This is a genomic window from Modestobacter roseus (assembly GCF_007994135.1).
In the GTDB taxonomy this organism is placed as follows: Bacteria; Actinomycetota; Actinomycetes; order Mycobacteriales; family Geodermatophilaceae; genus Modestobacter; species Modestobacter roseus.
This window is the reverse complement of the sequence record NZ_VLKF01000001.1, coordinates 3,749,451-3,766,201: the sequence shown is the minus strand read 5'-3', so window position 1 is coordinate 3,766,201 and position 16,751 is coordinate 3,749,451. Positions and strand designations below refer to the sequence as shown.

The 16,751-nt window shown below is 73.4% G+C and carries 18 protein-coding genes; 11 read left to right on the top strand and 7 right to left on the bottom strand.

Features of this window, described 5'->3' with window-relative positions:
- Window positions 1–22: 22 nt before the first annotated feature.
- Window positions 23–514 (top strand): phosphoribosyltransferase, encoded by a 492-nt coding sequence (locus tag JD78_RS18060; RefSeq protein WP_153361285.1) that lies wholly within the window; start codon window positions 23–25, stop codon window positions 512–514.
- On the opposite strand, the gene JD78_RS18055 is transcribed toward JD78_RS18060, so the two are convergent.
- Window positions 511–1,632 carry a class I SAM-dependent methyltransferase gene (locus JD78_RS18055; RefSeq protein ID WP_153361286.1) on the bottom strand — a complete coding sequence of 374 codons (1,122 nt, stop codon included), beginning with the start codon at window positions 1,630–1,632 and terminating at the stop codon, window positions 511–513. The two genes, JD78_RS18060 and JD78_RS18055, sit on opposite strands and share 4 nt — an antisense overlap.
- A 153-nt stretch (window positions 1,633–1,785) precedes the next feature.
- Between JD78_RS18055 and JD78_RS18050 the strand changes: the two genes are divergently transcribed.
- Window positions 1,786–3,378: a methyl-accepting chemotaxis protein gene (locus JD78_RS18050; protein ID WP_166521282.1), complete on the top strand. Its 1,593-nt coding sequence runs from the start codon at window positions 1,786–1,788 to the stop codon at window positions 3,376–3,378.
- A 23-nt stretch (window positions 3,379–3,401) separates the two neighbouring features.
- On the opposite strand, the gene JD78_RS18045 is transcribed toward JD78_RS18050, so the two are convergent.
- Window positions 3,402–4,154, bottom strand: a complete 753-nt coding sequence (locus JD78_RS18045; protein ID WP_208104148.1) for an SDR family NAD(P)-dependent oxidoreductase — start codon at window positions 4,152–4,154, stop codon at window positions 3,402–3,404.
- Window positions 4,151–4,468: a hypothetical protein gene (locus tag JD78_RS21800; protein WP_208104147.1), complete on the bottom strand. Its 318-nt coding sequence runs from the start codon at window positions 4,466–4,468 to the stop codon at window positions 4,151–4,153. The genes JD78_RS18045 and JD78_RS21800 overlap by 4 nt, the downstream gene beginning before the upstream one ends.
- Window positions 4,469–4,537: 69 nt before the next feature.
- Between JD78_RS21800 and JD78_RS18040 the strand changes: the two genes are divergently transcribed.
- The gene (locus JD78_RS18040; RefSeq protein WP_153361288.1) at window positions 4,538–5,413 is read left to right on the top strand and encodes a LysR family transcriptional regulator; all 876 of its coding nucleotides are present in this window, start codon (window positions 4,538–4,540) and stop codon (window positions 5,411–5,413) included.
- Window positions 5,414–5,432: 19 nt separating this feature from the next.
- Here the strand turns inward: JD78_RS18040 and JD78_RS18035 are convergent, their stop codons facing one another.
- Window positions 5,433–6,347, bottom strand: a complete 915-nt coding sequence (locus tag JD78_RS18035; RefSeq protein ID WP_153361289.1) for a haloalkane dehalogenase — start codon at window positions 6,345–6,347, stop codon at window positions 5,433–5,435.
- Window positions 6,348–6,384: 37 nt separating this feature from the next.
- Window positions 6,385–8,667 (bottom strand): alpha-xylosidase, encoded by a 2,283-nt coding sequence (gene yicI, locus JD78_RS18030; protein ID WP_153361290.1) that lies wholly within the window; start codon window positions 8,665–8,667, stop codon window positions 6,385–6,387.
- 223 nt (window positions 8,668–8,890) lie between these two features.
- On the opposite strand from yicI, the gene JD78_RS18025 reads away from it, so the two are divergent.
- The 8 genes from JD78_RS18025 to JD78_RS17990 all read left to right on the top strand — a co-directional run bounded on the left by JD78_RS18025 (window position 8,891) and on the right by JD78_RS17990 (window position 16,083).
- Complete coding sequence (locus tag JD78_RS18025; RefSeq protein ID WP_153361291.1) at window positions 8,891–9,913, top strand: LacI family DNA-binding transcriptional regulator; 1,023 nt, start codon at window positions 8,891–8,893, stop codon at window positions 9,911–9,913.
- A 158-nt stretch (window positions 9,914–10,071) separates the two neighbouring features.
- Window positions 10,072–11,313 (top strand): sugar ABC transporter substrate-binding protein, encoded by a 1,242-nt coding sequence (locus tag JD78_RS18020; RefSeq protein ID WP_153361292.1) that lies wholly within the window; start codon window positions 10,072–10,074, stop codon window positions 11,311–11,313.
- Complete coding sequence (locus JD78_RS18015; RefSeq protein ID WP_153361293.1) at window positions 11,306–12,283, top strand: carbohydrate ABC transporter permease; 978 nt, start codon at window positions 11,306–11,308, stop codon at window positions 12,281–12,283. Before JD78_RS18020 ends, JD78_RS18015 begins: the two co-directional genes overlap by 8 nt.
- 7 nt (window positions 12,284–12,290) lie before the next feature.
- Complete coding sequence (locus tag JD78_RS18010) at window positions 12,291–13,166, top strand: carbohydrate ABC transporter permease (protein WP_228395254.1); 876 nt, start codon at window positions 12,291–12,293, stop codon at window positions 13,164–13,166.
- A gap of 26 nt (window positions 13,167–13,192) precedes the next feature.
- Complete coding sequence (locus JD78_RS18005; RefSeq protein WP_166521281.1) at window positions 13,193–13,963, top strand: ThuA domain-containing protein; 771 nt, start codon at window positions 13,193–13,195, stop codon at window positions 13,961–13,963.
- Entirely contained in the window at window positions 13,960–15,180 is a 1,221-nt protein-coding gene (locus JD78_RS18000; RefSeq protein ID WP_208104146.1) for a Gfo/Idh/MocA family protein, read from the top strand. Before JD78_RS18005 ends, JD78_RS18000 begins: the two co-directional genes overlap by 4 nt.
- The gene (locus JD78_RS17995) at window positions 15,165–15,338 is read left to right on the top strand and encodes a hypothetical protein (protein ID WP_228395256.1); all 174 of its coding nucleotides are present in this window, start codon (window positions 15,165–15,167) and stop codon (window positions 15,336–15,338) included. The genes JD78_RS18000 and JD78_RS17995 overlap by 16 nt, the downstream gene beginning before the upstream one ends.
- A gap of 16 nt (window positions 15,339–15,354) precedes the next feature.
- Window positions 15,355–16,083, top strand: a complete 729-nt coding sequence (locus tag JD78_RS17990; protein ID WP_153361295.1) for an alpha/beta fold hydrolase — start codon at window positions 15,355–15,357, stop codon at window positions 16,081–16,083.
- A gap of 32 nt (window positions 16,084–16,115) precedes the next feature.
- On the opposite strand, the gene JD78_RS17985 is transcribed toward JD78_RS17990, so the two are convergent.
- A complete protein-coding gene (locus tag JD78_RS17985) occupies window positions 16,116–16,496 on the bottom strand; it encodes a type II toxin-antitoxin system VapC family toxin (RefSeq protein WP_153361296.1) in 381 nt (126 codons plus the stop codon).
- Complete coding sequence (locus JD78_RS17980) at window positions 16,493–16,741, bottom strand: type II toxin-antitoxin system Phd/YefM family antitoxin (protein ID WP_153361297.1); 249 nt, start codon at window positions 16,739–16,741, stop codon at window positions 16,493–16,495. Before JD78_RS17980 ends, JD78_RS17985 begins: the two co-directional genes overlap by 4 nt.
- Window positions 16,742–16,751 lie beyond the last annotated feature (10 nt).

Below are 16,751 nucleotides of genomic sequence, written 5' to 3'. Positions count from 1 at the left end.
ACCGGGCTGGGATCATGGCCAGGTGAGCGACCGGCGCGAGACGCTGACCTACGAGGACTTCGGCCGGGCGGCCCGCGAACTGGCCCAGCAGGTGGCCGACGACGGGTTCGAGCCGGACATCATCCTGTCCATCGCCCGGGGCGGCCTCTTCCTCGGCGGGGCACTGGGCTACGCCCTCGACGTGAAGAACCTCTTCGTGATGAACGTGGAGTTCTACACCGGCGTCGACGAGCGGCTGGAACTGCCGGTGGTGCTCCCGCCGACCCTCGACGTCGTCGACCTGACCGGCGCGCGGGTGCTGATCGCCGACGACGTCGCCGACACCGGGAAGACGCTCGAGCTGGTCGAGCAGTTCTGCGCCGGCCACGTCGCCGCGGTCCGGACGGCGGTGGTCTACGAGAAGCCGCGATCCGTCGTCCGCTGCGACTACGTGTGGAAGCGGACCGACGACTGGATCGACTTCCCCTGGTCGACGCTGCCTCCCGTGGTCAGCCGCGGCGGCGCCGGCCACTAGCGCCGGGTGCTGGCCGTGACCGTGAACGTCCGGTCGCGGCTCACCTGACGCGTGGGACCGACGATCCGCTGCAGCGCCGGGCGGTGGGACAGGTGCGAGTTCCAGACGCACCACAGCTCCCCGCCCGGCCGCAGCACCCGCGCGGCTCCGGCGAAGAGCCGCTCGGCGGCGTTCTCGGCCACCGTCGTGCCCACGTGGAACGGCGGGTTGCACACCACCAGGTCCACGCTGCCCTCCGGCAGGCTCCCGGCGGCGTCGTCGCGGCGGACCTCGACCCGGTCGGCGAGCTCGTTGGCGGCCGCCGTGGCCCGGGCCGACGCGCAGGCGGCGGCCGACTGGTCGGACGCGAACACCGTGAGACCCGGCCGTGCACGGGCCAGCTCCCCGGCGAGGACGCCGGTGCCGCAGCCCAGGTCCAGCGCCACGGCGGCCTCCGGAACGGCCTTGGGCAGCACCCCGAGGAGCGCGCGGGTGCCGCGGTCGACCTTGGCGCCGGCGAAGGCGGCGCCGTGCGCGCAGACGACGAGGCCCAGGTCGTCGTCCTCCCGGCAACGGGGGAAGGTGTGCTCGACCGGCCGGGGCCCGCGGGCCACCAGCACCCGCGACTTCTGCCGCGCGAGGGTGGCGGAGACGTCGGTGAAGGCCAACCCCAGGACGTCGTTCATGGCGTGGGTCATGTGCTTGACCCGGGCGCCGACGTACAGGGTGGCGTCGGGGGCTGCGTCGGCGGCGACGACCTCGGCGAGCTCCCGGAGCGCGTGCAGGCTCTTCGGGGCCCGGGCCAGCACCACCCGCGTGCCGCGCACCAGCTCGGGACCGAGCGGCAGGCCGTCGTAGGAGTCGGCGAGCCCGACCCGCTCGGCGTTGCGCGCCAGTGCCAGCTCGCCCACCAGCGCGTCCTGGTGCACCCGCGGCCGGGTCACCCCGTGCAGCGCGACGGCACCGAGGGTCAGGGCGCCGTACGCGTCGTCGAGGACGGCGACGCCCTCAGGGTGCTCGCGGAGATCGGCCGCGGCCTCGTCCAGCAGCAGCCGGTCGGTGGCGTCGACGGCGACCAGGTCGGGGGCGTCCACGTCGGGGTCCCGGCGCAGCTGGGCGAAGAGTTCGGCCGGGTCCATGCGTCCACTCTGCCCCGCCCGGCCCCGTCTGGCGCGACCGGCCCCGTACGCCTGATCGGGTGAATTCGTTTCGGAGAACAACGGTTCGTGCCGATGTGGGTCGTGCCCGCCGTGGTCCCACGGCGGCAGCGGACCCAGCACCCGGAGACCGACATGACCTTGCCCGGCGCCCAGTGGTTCGCCGACCGCCCCGTCCGGATCAAGGTCCTGGCTTCCACGGCCGCCGCCGGCGTGGTCGCGGCCGTGATCGGGGCCCTGGGGCTGACCGCCCTGGCCGACTCGGCGGCGACCAGCGAGGCGATCTACGCCGACAACGTCCTCAGCATCGAGGAGATCGGCCTGATGATCGACGACGTCGAGCAGATCCGGCTGTCGATCGGGGCGGCGACCGCCGTGGACACGCACGCCCCGCCGCTGTCGGAGGTCCACACCCTCGTCGCCGACTACCAGGACCAGGTGAGCGCCTACGCGGCCGCCCACCCGTCCGGCCACGAGCACGACCTGGTCGCCGAGGCGACCGACGACCTCGCGCAGATCGACACCCTGACCAGCACCGTGCTCATGCCGGCCGCGTCGGCGGGCGTGACCACCGCGGTGCCGCCCGGCGCCGAGGACGTCGACCCGCTGCTCACCGAGGTGATCGCCGACCTCGACGAGCTGCGCGCCATCGACACCCGGGAGGCAGCGGCCGCGGCGGCCAGCGCCCGGGCCTCCTACGAGCACCACCGCACCGTCGCCCTGGTCGTGCTGGGGGTGGGGCTGGCGGCCGCGGCGGGCATCGGCCTGCTGGTGGCCGCGGTGATCACCCGCGGCATCCGGTCGGTCCAGCACGTGGCCGAGGGGCTGGCCCAGGGTGACCTGACCCGGACCACCGGGCTGACCAGCAAGGACGAGCTCGGCCGGATGAGCGCCGCGCTGGACGAGGCGACCGGGGCCATGCGCGGCGTGCTGGCCGAGGTCGGCTCGTCCGCCGACGCGGTCGCCTCCGCAGCGGAGGAGCTGTCCGCCTCCACCACGCAGATCGCCGCCGCCGCTGAGGAGGCCAGCGCCCAGTCGCTGGTGGTGAGCTCGGCCGCCGAGGAGGTGTCCCGCAGCGTCAGCACCGTCTCCGCCGGCGCCGAGGAGATGGGCGCCTCGATCCGGGAGATCTCGCTGAGCGCCAACGCCGCGGCCGGCGTCGCCGCCCAGGCGGTGGCCCAGGCGCAGGAGGCGACCGCGACCGTCACCGCCCTCGGCGCGTCCAGCCGGGAGGTGACCGCCGTGGTCAAGCTGATCACCTCGATCGCCGAGCAGACCAACCTGCTGGCGCTGAACGCCACCATCGAGGCCGCCCGGGCCGGGGAGGCCGGCAAGGGCTTCGCCGTCGTGGCCGGGGAGGTCAAGGAGCTGGCCGAGCAGACCGCCCGGGCCACGGAGGAGATCGTCCGCCGGGTGGAGGCGATCCAGACCGACTCCACGGGTGCCGTCACGGTCATCGACCGGATCAGCGGCGTCATCGGTCAGATCAGCGACCACCAGACCACCATCGCCAGCGCAGTGGAGGAGCAGACCGCGACCACCGCGGAGATGGCCCGATCGGTCACCGAGGCGGCCGGCGGCGCAGGCGAGATCGCCGCGAACATCACCGGCGTCTCCCAGGCCGCCGACTCGACCACGCAGGCGCTGACCCAGACGACGACGGCGGTGGCCGAGCTGTCCCGGATGGCGACCGGCCTGCGCGGAGCGGTGGCCCGCTTCACCTGGTGAGGCCGGCCACCGCCCGGGCGTGATCAGGCTCGACGTCCGCCGTCGACGCTCAGGACGGTCCCGGTCACGTAGGAGGCCTCGTCCGAGCACAGCCAGATGGCTGCATCGGCGATCTCCTCCGCCGTCCCGAGACGGCGGAGCGGCGTGAGCGCCTCGTGCGCGGCGATCATCGGCGTACCGGCGGCGACCTCCTCCAGCGTGGCCGTGCGCGTCATGCCCGGCGCGAGCGCGTTGACCCGGATTCCGTCCGCGGCGTGGTCCACCGCCGCGGCCTTGGTCAACCCGATGACACCGTGCTTGCTGGCCACGTAGGCAGGAGACCGCGGGATCGCGAAGAGCCCGGCGGCGGAGGCCATGTTCACCACGGCTCCGCCACCGCTGTCCCGGATCGCCGGCAGCTCGTGCTTCATCGAGAAGAACGTCCCCGTGAGGTCGACCCGCAGCACCCGCTCCCAGGCCTGCGCGCTCATCTCGACGAGACTCTGCGCACTGGACGGCACGCCGGCGTTGTTCACGGCGACGTGCAGCCCACCCCACGCCTCGACGATGCCCTCGACCGCCCGCTGGACGGCGTCCTCGTCGGCCACGTCCACGGCATGCGCGCGGGCCGTGCCGCCCGCGGCCTGGATCGCCCCCACCGTCGCCTCCGCGGAGTCGAGCACGAGGTCGCTGACCGCCACGGCGGCTCCCTGCCGGCTGAGCCCGAGGGCGATCGCCCGGCCGATCCCACTGCCGGCCCCGGTGACCAGGGCGACCTTGCCGCCGAGGTCGATCACGAGAGGGTCTCGTGGTTGACCCACGCCGTGGTGTACGGGTGCACCTCCCTCAGCTCGTCGAACGACGCGGTGACGTCGGTCGCGGCGAAGAGCTGACCGAGCGCCTCCAGGTCGGGGAGGCCCACCTGGAGGACCACCGACCCGATGAACGCCGGGATGTCCTCCTCGCCGGGAACCGCCAGGTGGGGGCGGATCACCAGGGACCGGGTCAGGCCACTCCGCTCGATCGCGGCCTCGATGCCGGCCAGGGCCGCCACGGCCTCGTCGCCGGCCAGTGGCTCGTCGAAGGAGATGAACAACGTCTGCTGGATCATGCACACAGTGCAGCTCCGGCAGAGCCCGGCGTCCAATACTCATTCACCCCTGACCGATAACCTGGTGGAATGGATGACCTGGAGACGCGGGAGCTGCGCCACGTCATCGCGGTCGCGGAGAACCTGCACTTCAGCCGGGCTGCGGCAGAGCTCCACATCGCCCAGCCGGCGCTGACCAAGTCGATCCGGCGGATCGAGAGCCGGCTGGGTGTGCAGTTGTTCGTCCGCACCAGCCGCTCGGTCTCGCTGACGCCGGCCGGCCGGGCCCTGCTGGAACACGGCCGGATCGCACTGACCGCCGTCACCGCGGCGGTCGACCGCGCCCGTGACGCGGCCCGGTCGGAGCACCTCCGCCTCGTGATCAAGCCCGGCGGGGACGGGAACCTGCTGTCCGGGCTGCTGGCCGCCTTCGCGCAGACCCCTTTCGCGCGTCCGGTCGACGTGCTCTTCAGTGCGGGTACCGACCGGCACCGCCACCTCGTCGAGGACCGTGCAGACGTGGCCCTGCTCTACGTCCCCTCTGATGACACCACCGGCCTCGAGGTGCGCACGCTCGTGGTGGAGGACCGCCTGGCCGTGGTGTCGGAGGGTGATGCCCTGGCCGGCCGCGAACACCTCACCGAGGCTGATCTGCACGGGCTGCCCATGGCCCGCTGGAGCGGCCGGGACCCCGACGGCACCGGACCCGAGGTCGCCGACCTCGGGGAGCTGATCTCACTGGTCCGGTTGGGTCGAGCGGTCACGGTCCTGCCTCGTTCCCTCATCGCCGGCGAGCTCCGGGGCATCGCCACCGTCCCCGTCGTCGACGCCGAACCGAGCCGTCTCGCGATCGGCCGTCGCGCGGACGACGACCGGCCGGTCGTCCACGCGTTCATCGCGGCCGCCGAGCGGTCCGTCCGCTCGTCAGCGGGCGTCGGCGACGGCCGGGCCCCGGTCGCCGAGTGAGGCTGGCGCCGCCACGTCGCTATCGGGGTGTGGCGGCGATCAGGTCAGCGACCACCTGGGCGAGCTGCGGGCCGACGTCCTCCTGGAGGAAGTGCCCGCCGCCGGTCAGCGTCGTGTGCGGCATGCCCTGCGCCCCGGGCACCAGCCTCTGGAAGACCGCGTCGCCCCCGCCGGTGATCGGGTCCGAGTCGGAGAAGGCGGTGAGGAAGGGCTTCTCCCAGGTGCGCAGCACCGCCCAGGCGGCCCGGTTCGCCTCGGCCGCCGGGTCGTCGGGGCCGGTGGGCACCAGCGAGGGGAACACCCGGGCGCCGGCCTGGTACCGGCTGTCGGGGAACGGGGCGTCGTAGGCCGCGACCACCTCGGGCGCCAGCTCGGTCGCCGTGCCGCGCGCGACGATCCGGCCCACCTGCATGTCCGTCATGCCGGCCGCGGCCCGCTGCCAGGCCAGGAACGCCTCGCTCATCGGGTGGTCGCCGGTGGGCAGGCCGGTGTTGGCGACGACGACCCGGGCGAACCGGTCGGGGTTCTCCGCCACCAGGCGCAGCCCGATCAGCCCGCCCCAGTCCTGCGCCACCAGGGTCAGACCGGTGAGCCCCAGCTCGTCCAGCAGCGCCTGCCGCATCCACTCGACGTGCCGGGCGTAGCTGTGGTCGGTCGGCTCGGTGGGCTTGTCGGAGCGACCGAAACCCACCAGGTCGGGGACGACGACGCGCAGCCCGGCCGCGGTCAGCACCGGGACCACCCGGCGGTACAGGAACGACCAGGACGGCTCGCCGTGCATGAGCAGCACCGGCTCGCCGTCGTCCGGGCCCTCGACCAGCACGGCGACCCGCAGCCGGCCGCCGTCCCCGTCGTCCACCTCGACGTACCGCGGCTGCCAGGGGAACCCCGGCAGGTCGGCGAACCGGTCCTCGGGTGTGCGCAGCACGTCCATCGCAGGCCTCCTCGACTGGTCGGGACGACGCCCGACGCTAGCGGAGGCGCAGCTGCGCCGCCGATGTCCCGACGGCCGCGGACACCGCGGTCGCGGCGTCACCGGCGACCTGCACGCGCCACTCCCCCGGCGCCTGCTCGGCGGTCACGGTGACGACGTCGCCGGTGCGCTCGACGGTGAAGACGGCGTCCGGCCCACCACCGCCGTCGCCGGGGACGACGACCTGCGACCGGTGCCCGTCGCGCAGGCGGTACAGGCGCAGGACCACCCCGTCCGCCCAGTCGTAGTCCGGCCGGTCGCTGCGTGCGCCGACCGGCAGCACGGTGTCCGGGCGCACCAGCAGCGGCAGGCTGAGCGCGTCGTGCCGTTCGGTCACCCAGCGCGGGCCGACGACGACGTCCCCCGACAGCAGGGAGGTCCACTCGCCCTCCGGGACGTAGAACCGGACGTCGCCGTCGGCGGAGAACACCGGCGCCACCAGCAGCGCCTCGCCCAGGTGGTACTGCCGGTCGAGGAACGCGGCTGTGGGGTCGTCGGGGTGCTCCAGCAGCATCGCGCGGGCCATCGGCAGCCCCTCGTCGCTGGCCTGCCGGGCCGTCGCGCCCAGGTAGGGCATCAGCGACGCCTTCAGCCGGGTGAAGGAGCGCAGCACGTCGACGGCCTCCTCGTCGAAGGCCCACGGCACCCGGTAGGAGCTCGACCCGTGCAGCCGGCTGTGCGAGGACAGCAGCCCGAAGGCGACCCAGCGCTTGAACACCTCCGGGTCGGGGGTGCCCTCGAAGCCGCCGATGTCGTGGCTCCAGTAGCCGAAGCCGGACAGCCCCAGGCTCAGCCCGCCGCGCAGGGTCTCGGCCATGGCCTCGAAGGTGGAGAAGCAGTCGCCACCCCAGTGCACCGGGAACTGCTGGCCACCGGCGGTCGCCGAGCGGGCGAACAGCACGGCCTCGCCCTCGCCACGCTCCTCGCGCAGCAGGTCGAAGACGGCGGCGTTGTAGGCCTGCGCGTAGTAGTTGTGCATCCGCTGCGGGTCCGAGCCGTCGTGCCAGACGACGTCGGTCGGGATGCGCTCGCCGAAGTCGGTCTTGAAGGCGTCCACGCCCATGTCCAGCAGGCCGCGGAGCTTGCCCTGGTACCAGGCGACCGCCCCGGGGTGCGCGAAGTCGACCAGCCCCATGCCGGCCTGCCACATGTCCCACTGCCACACGCTGCCGTCGGCGCGCCGCACCAGGAACCCCTGGTCGGCGGCCTCGGCGAACAGCGGTGAGGCCTGGGCGATGTAGGGGTTGATCCACAGGCAGACCCGCAGACCACGTGCCTTGAGCCGGGCCAGCATCGCCTCGGGCTCGGGGAAGACCTCCGGGTCCCACTCGAAGTCGCACCAGCGGAACTCGCGCATCCAGAAGCAGTCGAAGTGGAAGACGCTCAGCGGGATCTCCCGCTCGGCCATCCCCTCGATGAACGAGGTGACGGTGGCCTCGTCGTAGTCGGTGGTGAACGACGTGGACAGCCACAGGCCGAACGACCACGCCGGCACCCGGGGCGGGCGGCCGGTGAGCGCGGTGTACCGGCGGAGCACGTCCTTGGGCGTCGGGCCGTTGACCAGGTAGTACTCGAGCACCTGCCCCGGCACGCTGAACTGGGTGCGGGAGACCACCTCCGAGGCGACCTCGAACGAGACGTGCTCGGGGTGGGCGACGAACACCCCGTAGCCGCGGTCGGAGAGGAAGAACGGCACGTTCTTGTAGGCCTGCTCGCTGGACGTGCCGCCGTCGGCGTTCCAGACGTCGACCACCTGCCCGTTGCGCACGAACGGCGTGAACCGCTCCCCCAGCCCGTACACGTGCTCGTCGACGGCGAGGGCGAGCTGCTCGTGCACGTGGTGCTCGCCGGCGTCGGTGGTCACGATCCCGATGCTCTTTGCCCCGCTGGAGGTCAGCACCCGGCCGTCGGCGACGAACTCCGCCAGCCAGCCCGGCCCGCGCGGCACCCGCACCGACAGCCCGCCGGAGGTCAGCACGCCCGCCTCGTCGTCGACCTCGACCGTCACGTGCGTGGCCGGGTCCTCGGTCACCGCGAACTCCGGCCGCCGCGGGACGCCGCCTGCCCAGTGCTCGATCCGCACCCGGACGACGTCGGGCGCCGGCGAGCTGTAGGTGACCGTGACGGTCGGCTGGTTGAGCGTGTTCCCGCGCTCGCGGACCACCGCGGTCGGGGCCAGCACGGTCATCCGGTCACCGGCCGCGGTGATCGAACGGACGTCGCGGGGGCGGAGCACGGAGTACCCCGCACGGTCCTGCCAGTAGCCGTCGGTGAACTTCATGCGCGCACGCCCGCCTCGTCGTCGAGTGGTGCCGTCGATACGCTTCGACGGCTGCTGCGGAAGGACGCTAGGCCACCGTCCCGCGCATCGGCAAGCCGTCCTCGGGAGGAGTGCCCTGGTCAGCCGACCGTCCGGTCCGGACGCCCTTGCGCCGCCGAGGGTGACGTTGCTAACGTCCGATTTCGCAGTCGATCCGTATCGATGATGATCGGAGGGGGTGGTGATGGCCGGGTTCACCAGCCGTGACGTCGCCCGGCTCGCGGGCGTCTCGCAGAGCACCGTCTCCTACGTCATGAGCGGGCGCCGGCCCATCTCGGCCGACACGCGCAAGCGGGTCCAGGCGGCGATCGACCAGCTGACCTACCAGCCCAACGCCGGCGCCCGCGCGCTGGCCAGCCAGCGCACCCAGGTCGTCGGCCTGGTCGTCCCGTTCGGGCCGGCCGGGGACACCACCGCGCTGCTGCCCTTCATCGAGACCATCGCCAGCTGCGCGCGGGACAACGACTACGACGTCCTGCTGGTCACCGCCGACGAGGGCACCGCGGCGTTGACCCGGCTGGCCGGGCGGTCGCTGTGCGACGCCATCGTGCTGATGAACATCGCCGCCGCCGACACCCGGCTCCCCGTGGCGGCGGCCAGCCGCATCCCGGTCATCCTCATCGGCATCCCCGACGACCCGCTGGGCCTGCCCTGCGTCGACCTCGACTACCCGGAGGCCGCTCGGCTGTCGGTGGCCGAGGCCGCGGCGGCCGGACACGACCGCGTCGTCGTCCTGGGCTGGTCCGCCGAGGAGGTCGCCCGGGGCGCCAACTACGTCGGGCGCTTCGAGCGGGCCGCGGTCGAGGCGGCGGCCGCCGCCGGGCTGGAGCACCTGGCGGTGAGCCCGGTGGAGGTCTCCCGCGAGGGCGCCCGGGCCGCGGTGGCCGAGGCGCTGCGGATCGGCGGGCCGCGTCCGGCGCTGCTGGTGCCGGCGTCCTCCGCGGTGCCGTGGGTGGTCCAGGCACTGACCGAGCGCGGCGTCGTGCCCGGCCGCGACGTCACGGTCGTGGCGTTGTGCACCGACGCGGCGGCCATGGCGACGGTCCCTCCGGTGACCAACGTGTCCACCGAGCCGCGGGACGTCTCCGCCCGGGCCATGCAGACCCTGTTCCGGCTCCTCGAGCGCGACCGCGAGACCCCTCCCGGTGGGGTCGAGCTGGTGGCCCCGCGGCTGACCCGGCGGGAGACCACCCTCACCCCACCCTGACCTCCGGCGGCTCCCCGGCCGCCCGACGCAGGCCCGTCCGGGCCTGAGCACGATCGGCGTCGATACGCATCGACGTCGTCTCGCACCACCTGTGGCGGCGCCGTCGCCACAGCCCGCGTGACCGGCGATGGTGCCGGCACTCCCCGGAAGGACCGGCAATGGCTCAACGTGGAGCGAAGAACCGCACCGTCGGCGCGGCGGTACTGGCACTGACGGCGCCGTTGGCGCTCGCGGCCTGCGGCGGGGGCGACTCCGACGGCGCCGGTGGCTCCGACGGTGAGGTGACCAGCCTGACCGTGCAGGACACCTTCGTCACGGAACCGGGCGCGAGCTACTACGGCGAGCTCCTGGACGCCTGCGGGCAGGAGAACGGCGTGACCATCGAGCGCAACTCCGTGCCCGGTGGCGACATCATCGCCCGGACGCTGCAGCAGGCGTCGTCCCAGACGCTGCCGGACATCCTGAGCATCGACAACCCCGACGTCGGGCAGCTCGCCGCGGCCGGGGCGCTGGCGCCGCTGGGCGAGCTGGGCGTCAGCGCCGAGGGCATCAGCCAGGGCGTCGTCGATGCGAACACGTTCGAGGACGAGCTGTACGGCCTCCAGCCCACGACGCAGAGCCTGGCGCTGTTCTACAACGAGGACCTCCTCGCCGAGGCCGGCATCCAGCCGCCCACCACCTGGGAGGAGCTGGAGACCGCGGCGGCCGCGCTCACGCAGGGCGACCGCTACGGCATCGCCTTCTCCGCCCCGCCGACCTACGAGGGCACCTGGCAGTTCCTGCCGTTCATGTGGTCCAACGGCGGCGACGAGACCGACATCGCCACCCCCGAGACGGCCGAGGCGCTGCAGCTGTGGGTCGACCTGGTCTCCAGCGGGTCGACGTCGGAGTCGGTGCTGAACTGGGGCCAGGAGGACGTCAACGACCAGTTCATCGCCGGCAACGCGGCGATGATGATCAACGGCCCGTGGCAGTTCCCGGTGCTGGCCGAGAACCCCGACGTCACCTACCAGGTCGCGCCGCTGCCCGCCCCCGAGGCCGGCGGCACCGTCGTCGCCCCGCTGGGCGGGGCAACGTGGACGGTCCCCGAGACCGGCGACGACGCCCGCAAGGCCAAGGCCGCCGCGGTCGTCGAGTGCGTCAACTCGGACGAGAACATGGTCGACAACGCCCTGACCAACAGCTCGGTGCCCACCAAGGCCGAGCTGGGCGAGCAGGTCGTGGCCGAGGACCCGCGCATGCAGGCCTTCGTCGACGTCGTCCCGGACCTGCGCTCGCGCACGGCGAAGCTGCAGGACGAGTGGCCGACGGCCGCCACCGCGATCTACACCGCGGTGCAGACCGCGCTCACCGGCGGCGCCTCGCCGGAGGAGGCGCTGGAGCAGGCCCAGAATGGCTGACACCCGGCAACGGGCGGGCGGCGCGACCAGCGCCGCCCGCCCAGCGGGGCCGGAGGTCGAGGTCGAGGACCGGCGTCCGCGCCGGACCTGGTCCCGGGAGCGGCTGCTGCAGCTGGGGTTCCTGGTCCCGGCCGTGGTCTACATGCTGCTGTTCTTCGGCTACCCCGTGGTGCAGAACGCCCTGATGGGCTTCCAGGAGTACACGACCCGCACCTTCGTCACCGGCGAGGCGCCCTGGGTCGGCCTGGAGAACTACCGCGAGGTCATCGGCTCGTCGGTGTTCAGCAAGGCCGCGCTGAACACGGTGCTGTTCACCGTCGGGTCCATCGCCGGCCAGTTCGTGCTCGGGCTGGCCATCGCCCTGTTCTTCCGCAAGCGGTTCCCGCTCGGCGGGCTGCTGCGCTCGCTGCTGCTCCTGCCGTGGCTCATCCCGCTCATCGCGGCGAGCGCGGTGTGGCGCTGGATCCTGGACAAGGACACCGGCGTGCTCAACCAGGTGCTCGGCGGCCTGGGGATCACCGACAGCAACCCGGGCTGGCTGACCAGCACCTCGCTGGCGCTGGTCACGGTGATCGCGATCAACATCTGGATCGGCATCCCGTTCAACACCACGATTCTCTACGGCGGCCTGCAGGACATCCCCGAGGACCTCTACGAGGCCGCCGCCCTGGACGGCGCCACCCGCTGGCGGGCCTTCCGGTACGTCACCTGGCCGCTGCTGCGGCCGGTCGTCACCGTCGTGCTGGTGCTCGGCGTCGTCTACACGCTCAAGGCGCTGGACATCATCCTGGGGCTCACCGAGGGCGGACCGGCCAACTCCACGCAGACCATCGCCACGCAGTCCTACAACCTGAGCTTCCAGCAGTTCGACTTCGGCCAGGGTGCCGCTGCCGGCAACATCCTCATCGTCGTCTCGCTGGTGTTCGCGGTCCTCTACCTGCGCGCCAACCGCCGCGCCCTGGACGAGTGAGGTCCCCGTGTCGCTGAGCGCCACCCTCCCCCTGCCCGACACCGCCCCGGCCCGGAAGAAGCGGCGACGGACCGCGGGCACCCGCGGCCCCTGGACCTACACCGTCGCCGGGATCGCCATCCTCGCGGTGCTGCTCTTCCCGCTGTACTGGATGCTCAACGTCTCGCTGCAGCCGGCGGGGTCGGCCGCGAGCACCTCGTGGTTCCCCTTCGCGCTGAGCTTCGACGGGTACTCCACCGCGATCGCCGACCAGGGCGGCAACCTGATGACCAGCCTGCTGGTCTCCCTCGGCAGCGTCGTGCTGAGCCTGCTCATCGCCGCCCCGGCGGCCTACGCGCTGGCCCACTTCAAGGTGCGCGGGGCCGGGATCGTGCTGTTCGGGATCCTGATCAGCCAGATGATCCCCGGGATCGTCGTGGCCAACGCCCTGTACAGCGCCTACAACGACCTGGGCCTGCTCAACTCGATCCCCGGGCTGATCCTGGCCGACTCCAGCGCCGGCATCCCGTTCGGCATCCTGATCATGCGGTCGTTCATGGGCAGCATCCCGCCCTCGCTGACCGAGGCGGCCCGGATGGACGGCGCCGGGCCGATCCGGGCCTTCTTCTTCATCATCCTGCCGATCAGCCGGAACGCCCTGATCACCGCCGGGATGTTCACCTTCCTGTTCACCTGGGGCGACTTCCTCTTCGCCCTGACGCTGACCACGAACGCCGAGGTCCGCCCGATCACGCTCGGGCTCTACCAGTACATCGGGACCTACGTCAGCGACTGGAGCACCGTCATGGCCACCGCCGTGCTGTCCTCCCTGCCGGCGGTCGTCCTGCTCGTCCTCGCCCAGCGCTACATCGCCGCGGGCGTCACCGGCGGCGCGGTCAAGTGACCGGCGTCCAGCAGTCAGGAGCCCCCGTGACCGTCCCCGCCCAGCCCCTGCGCGTGACCGTGTGGGGCGAGAACGTGCACGAGCAGCGCGAGCCGGAGGTGACCGCCCGCTACCCGCGCGGCATGCACGGCGCGATCGCCGAGGGCATCGAGGCCAACCTCGGCGAGCGGGTCGTGGTGCGCACCGCGACCCTCGGCGACCCGGAGCACGGGCTGACCGAGGAGGTGCTGGCCGGCACCGACGTCCTCACCTGGTGGGGGCACGCCGCGCACGCCGACGTCGCCGACGAGGTGGTCGAGCGGGTGCACCGGCACGTGCTGTCGGGGATGGGCCTGGTCGTGCTGCACTCCGGGCACTGGTCGAAGATCTTCACGAAGCTGATGGGGACGACGTGCACGCTGCGCTGGCGGAGCGCGCACGACCGCGAGCTGGTCTGGACGGTCGACCCGACGCACCCCATCGCGCGCGGCATCCCGCACCCCATGGTCATCGACGAGGACGAGATGTACGGGGAGTTCTTCGACATCCCCGCCCCCGACGAGCTGGTGTTCCTGTCGACCTTCTCCGGCGGCGAGGTGTTCCGCTCCGGGTGCACCTTCCGGCGCGGGCACGGGAAGATCTTCTACTTCCGCCCCGGCGACCAGGACTACCCGGTCTACCACCACGAGGGCGTACGCCGGGTCATCTCCAACGCCGTCGAGTGGGCGCGCACCGACCGCCCGGAGCGGGCGTACCCGACCCTGCTGCGCTACGACACCGAGGACTTCTTCACCGGCCACGGGTACGGCGGCGCGTGAGCGGGAGCCACCGCCGGGTCGACTGCGGGGAGCACGCGCCGCTGCCGGTCCTCGCCGTCGGGGCAGGGGCGATGGGCCGGGCCTGGCTGCGGACGCTGCAGGCGTCCCCCGAGGTCGAGCTGGTCGGGATCGTCGACCTGGACACCGACGCCGCCGGCCGGGCCGCCGCCGAGCTGGGCCGGCCCGACCTGCCGATCGGCACCGACGCCGTCACCCTCGCCGCCCGGACCGGTGCGGCCGCGGTGGTGGACGTGACCGTCCCGGTCGCCCACCACCCGGTCACCACCGCGGCGCTCCTGGCCGGCCTGCCGGTGCTCGGCGAGAAGCCCGCCGCCGACACCCTGCCCCGGGCCCTGTCGCTGGCCGCGGCGGCCGAGGTCAGCGGCGAGCTGTTCATGGTCAGCCAGTCGCGGCGGTGGAACCCGCAGGTCGCGGCGCTGCGCGGCCTGGTGCAGGACCTCGGCGCGGTCGGCACGCTGACCACGGAGTTCTTCCGCGCGCCGCGGTTCGGCGGGTTCCGGGACGCGATGGCGCAGCCACTGCTGGTGGACATGGCGATCCACGCCTTCGACACCGCCCGGTACCTGCTGGGCGCCGAGCCGGTGTCGGCCTGGTGCTCGTCGTGGAACCCGTCGTGGAGCTGGTACGCCGGGGACGCGAACGCCACCGCGCTGTTCACCATGGCCGACGGGTCGCGGTTCTCCTACACCGGCTCGTGGTGCGCCCCCGGCGCGGAGACGTCCTGGAACGGCGCCTGGCGGGTCAGCGCCGAGCGCGGGACGGCGCGGTGGGACGGCGAGACCGAACCGGTGCTGGACGCCGAGGGGCTGGTCGCCACCGACCGCCCACGCTCGCCGCACAGCGACATCGGCGGCGCGCTCGAGGTGTTCTGCGCTGCGCTCCGCACCGGGGAGACGCCGATGGGCGAGGTGCACGAGAACGTGCTGAGCCTGGCCATGGTGGAGGCCGCCGTGGAGTCCGCCGCGACCGGGCGACCCGTGCAGCTGGACGACCTGCTGGCCCGGGCGCACGTCCAGGCGCTGGCCGAGGAGGCGCATCCCGGCGTCCGCGCGGCCCTGGGCGGGTGGTCATCGGTCCGCGAGGCCCTCGCGGCCGGCGCCGGCTGGGTCCGGCCGGTTGGCGACCGCCGGATCAGGGCAGACTCCGGATCATGTGGCTCTTCCTCACCCGCCGATTCCGCATGTGGGTCATCCTGACCGTCCTCGCCCCGCTGGCCACCAAGGTGCTGCGCGGCCTCGGCGAGACCCTGCAGCGGCGCAACGGCCCGAACGCCGTCAGCAACGGCCTGCTCAAGGCCGGTGACCTCGGCGAGAAGGCGCGGCTGAAGCTGGGTGGCAAGCGCCGTCGCCGCTGACGATCCGGAGGACCTCGTGAGCACCCCCGAGATCCCGGACGCCGCCCGCCCCGACCCGCGCTCCCCGGCCCTGGAGCAGCTGCCCGCCACCGGGGAGACCCGCGGGATCGCGCTGTTCTGCCACGGCGGCACCGTCGCCAGCCTGGAGCCGCCCAAGGAGCGCGCCCTCTCGCTGGTGCGGATGCGGGCGTTCCAGTCGTTCGTGCACCGCAGCACCGCCGAGCGCGGCATCGCCAGCGCGCTGCTCCGCTACCGGGTGGCCGGCTGGAACGGCGAGGCCGCCGACGCGTTCGCCGACGTCCGCTGGGCGATCGGGCAGCTGCGCGAGGAGCACGGCAGCGACGTGCCGATCGTGCTGGTCGGGCACTCGATGGGCGGCCGGGCCGTGCTCCGGGCCGGCGGTGAGCCCTCGGTGACCGCGGTCTGCGCGCTCGCCCCGTGGACGCCACCGGGCGAGCCGGTCATGCACCTGGGCGGCCAGACGGTGGTGATCCTGCACGGCCGGGGCGACCGCTGGGTGCCCGCCCGGCTGTCCGCGGAGTTCGCCGTGCGCGCCCGCCGGGCGAAGGCGCGGGTGGCCCGGTTCACCATCGCCGGCGGCCACGGCATGGTCCGCAGGTCGCACCGCTGGCACACCTTCGCCCGCGACGTCGTCCTGGCCGGCGCCGGCCTCGAGCCGATGCCCGAGGCGATCGCGCACGCCCTGGCCCAGCCCAGCCCGGAGGGCCTCGCCGTCCCGCTCTGAGAGCACCGGACCGGTCTGAGGGCGCAGGCCGGTCAGACCGTGACCACCTCGACGAGCTCGTCCGCTCCCTGCAGGTCGGCCGGGTTGCGGGTGTACAGCCTGGCGCCGTGGGCGTGGGCGGTCGCGGCGATCAGCAGGTCCATCGCCCGGGCACGAGGCGGACGGCCGGCAGCGACGACCACGGCGGCCAGCTGCCCGTAGCTGGCCGTGACGGCGTCGTCGACGGGCAGGGCGTCGAAGCTCCGCTGCAGGACAGACAGCCGCCGCAGCCGCTCGGCACGAACGGCAGGATCGGCGGTGACGAGCACGCCGAAGTGCAGCTCGGCCACCGTGACGGCGCTGACGGCCAACTCGCCGGGCAGCGGGCCGACGTCGCCGGCGATGACGACGCTGGTGTCCAGAACACCCCTCACCGCGGCGCCCACGGGTCCACGAGGTCCGGGTCGACGAGGTCACGGTCGCGTTCCCAGGTCGGGTCGGCGGGTCCGGTGAACAGCTCGTCGATCTCCGCCCAGGACCGCCAGGACCGGGCCTGGGCGGGTACCAGCCGAACGCTCGGCCGGCCGGCCACCGTGACGGTGACCTCCTCCCCCGCCTCGACGCGCCGGATCAGGTCGGAGGCCTGCTGGCGGAGTTCACGGAGGCCGACGGTCGTCACGTCGACGACG

What these genes read in the sequence shown, in the direction of transcription:
- JD78_RS18055 (WP_153361286.1), bottom strand. Translation starts at nt 1,632, where the DNA reads ATGGACCCGGCCGAACTCTTCGCCCAGCTGCGCCGGGACCCCGACGTG.
- JD78_RS18050 (WP_166521282.1), top strand. Translation starts at nt 1,786, where the DNA reads ATGACCTTGCCCGGCGCCCAGTGGTTCGCCGACCGCCCCGTCCGGATC.
- JD78_RS21800 (WP_208104147.1), bottom strand. Translation starts at nt 4,468, where the DNA reads ATGATCCAGCAGACGTTGTTCATCTCCTTCGACGAGCCACTGGCCGGC.
- JD78_RS18040 (WP_153361288.1), top strand. Translation starts at nt 4,538, where the DNA reads ATGGATGACCTGGAGACGCGGGAGCTGCGCCACGTCATCGCGGTCGCG.
- JD78_RS18035 (WP_153361289.1), bottom strand. Translation starts at nt 6,347, where the DNA reads ATGGACGTGCTGCGCACACCCGAGGACCGGTTCGCCGACCTGCCGGGG.
- yicI (WP_153361290.1), bottom strand. Translation starts at nt 8,667, where the DNA reads ATGAAGTTCACCGACGGCTACTGGCAGGACCGTGCGGGGTACTCCGTG.
- JD78_RS18025 (WP_153361291.1), top strand. Translation starts at nt 8,891, where the DNA reads ATGGCCGGGTTCACCAGCCGTGACGTCGCCCGGCTCGCGGGCGTCTCG.
- JD78_RS18020 (WP_153361292.1), top strand. Translation starts at nt 10,072, where the DNA reads ATGGCTCAACGTGGAGCGAAGAACCGCACCGTCGGCGCGGCGGTACTG.
- JD78_RS18015 (WP_153361293.1), top strand. Translation starts at nt 11,306, where the DNA reads ATGGCTGACACCCGGCAACGGGCGGGCGGCGCGACCAGCGCCGCCCGC.
- JD78_RS17995 (WP_228395256.1), top strand. Translation starts at nt 15,165, where the DNA reads ATGTGGGTCATCCTGACCGTCCTCGCCCCGCTGGCCACCAAGGTGCTG.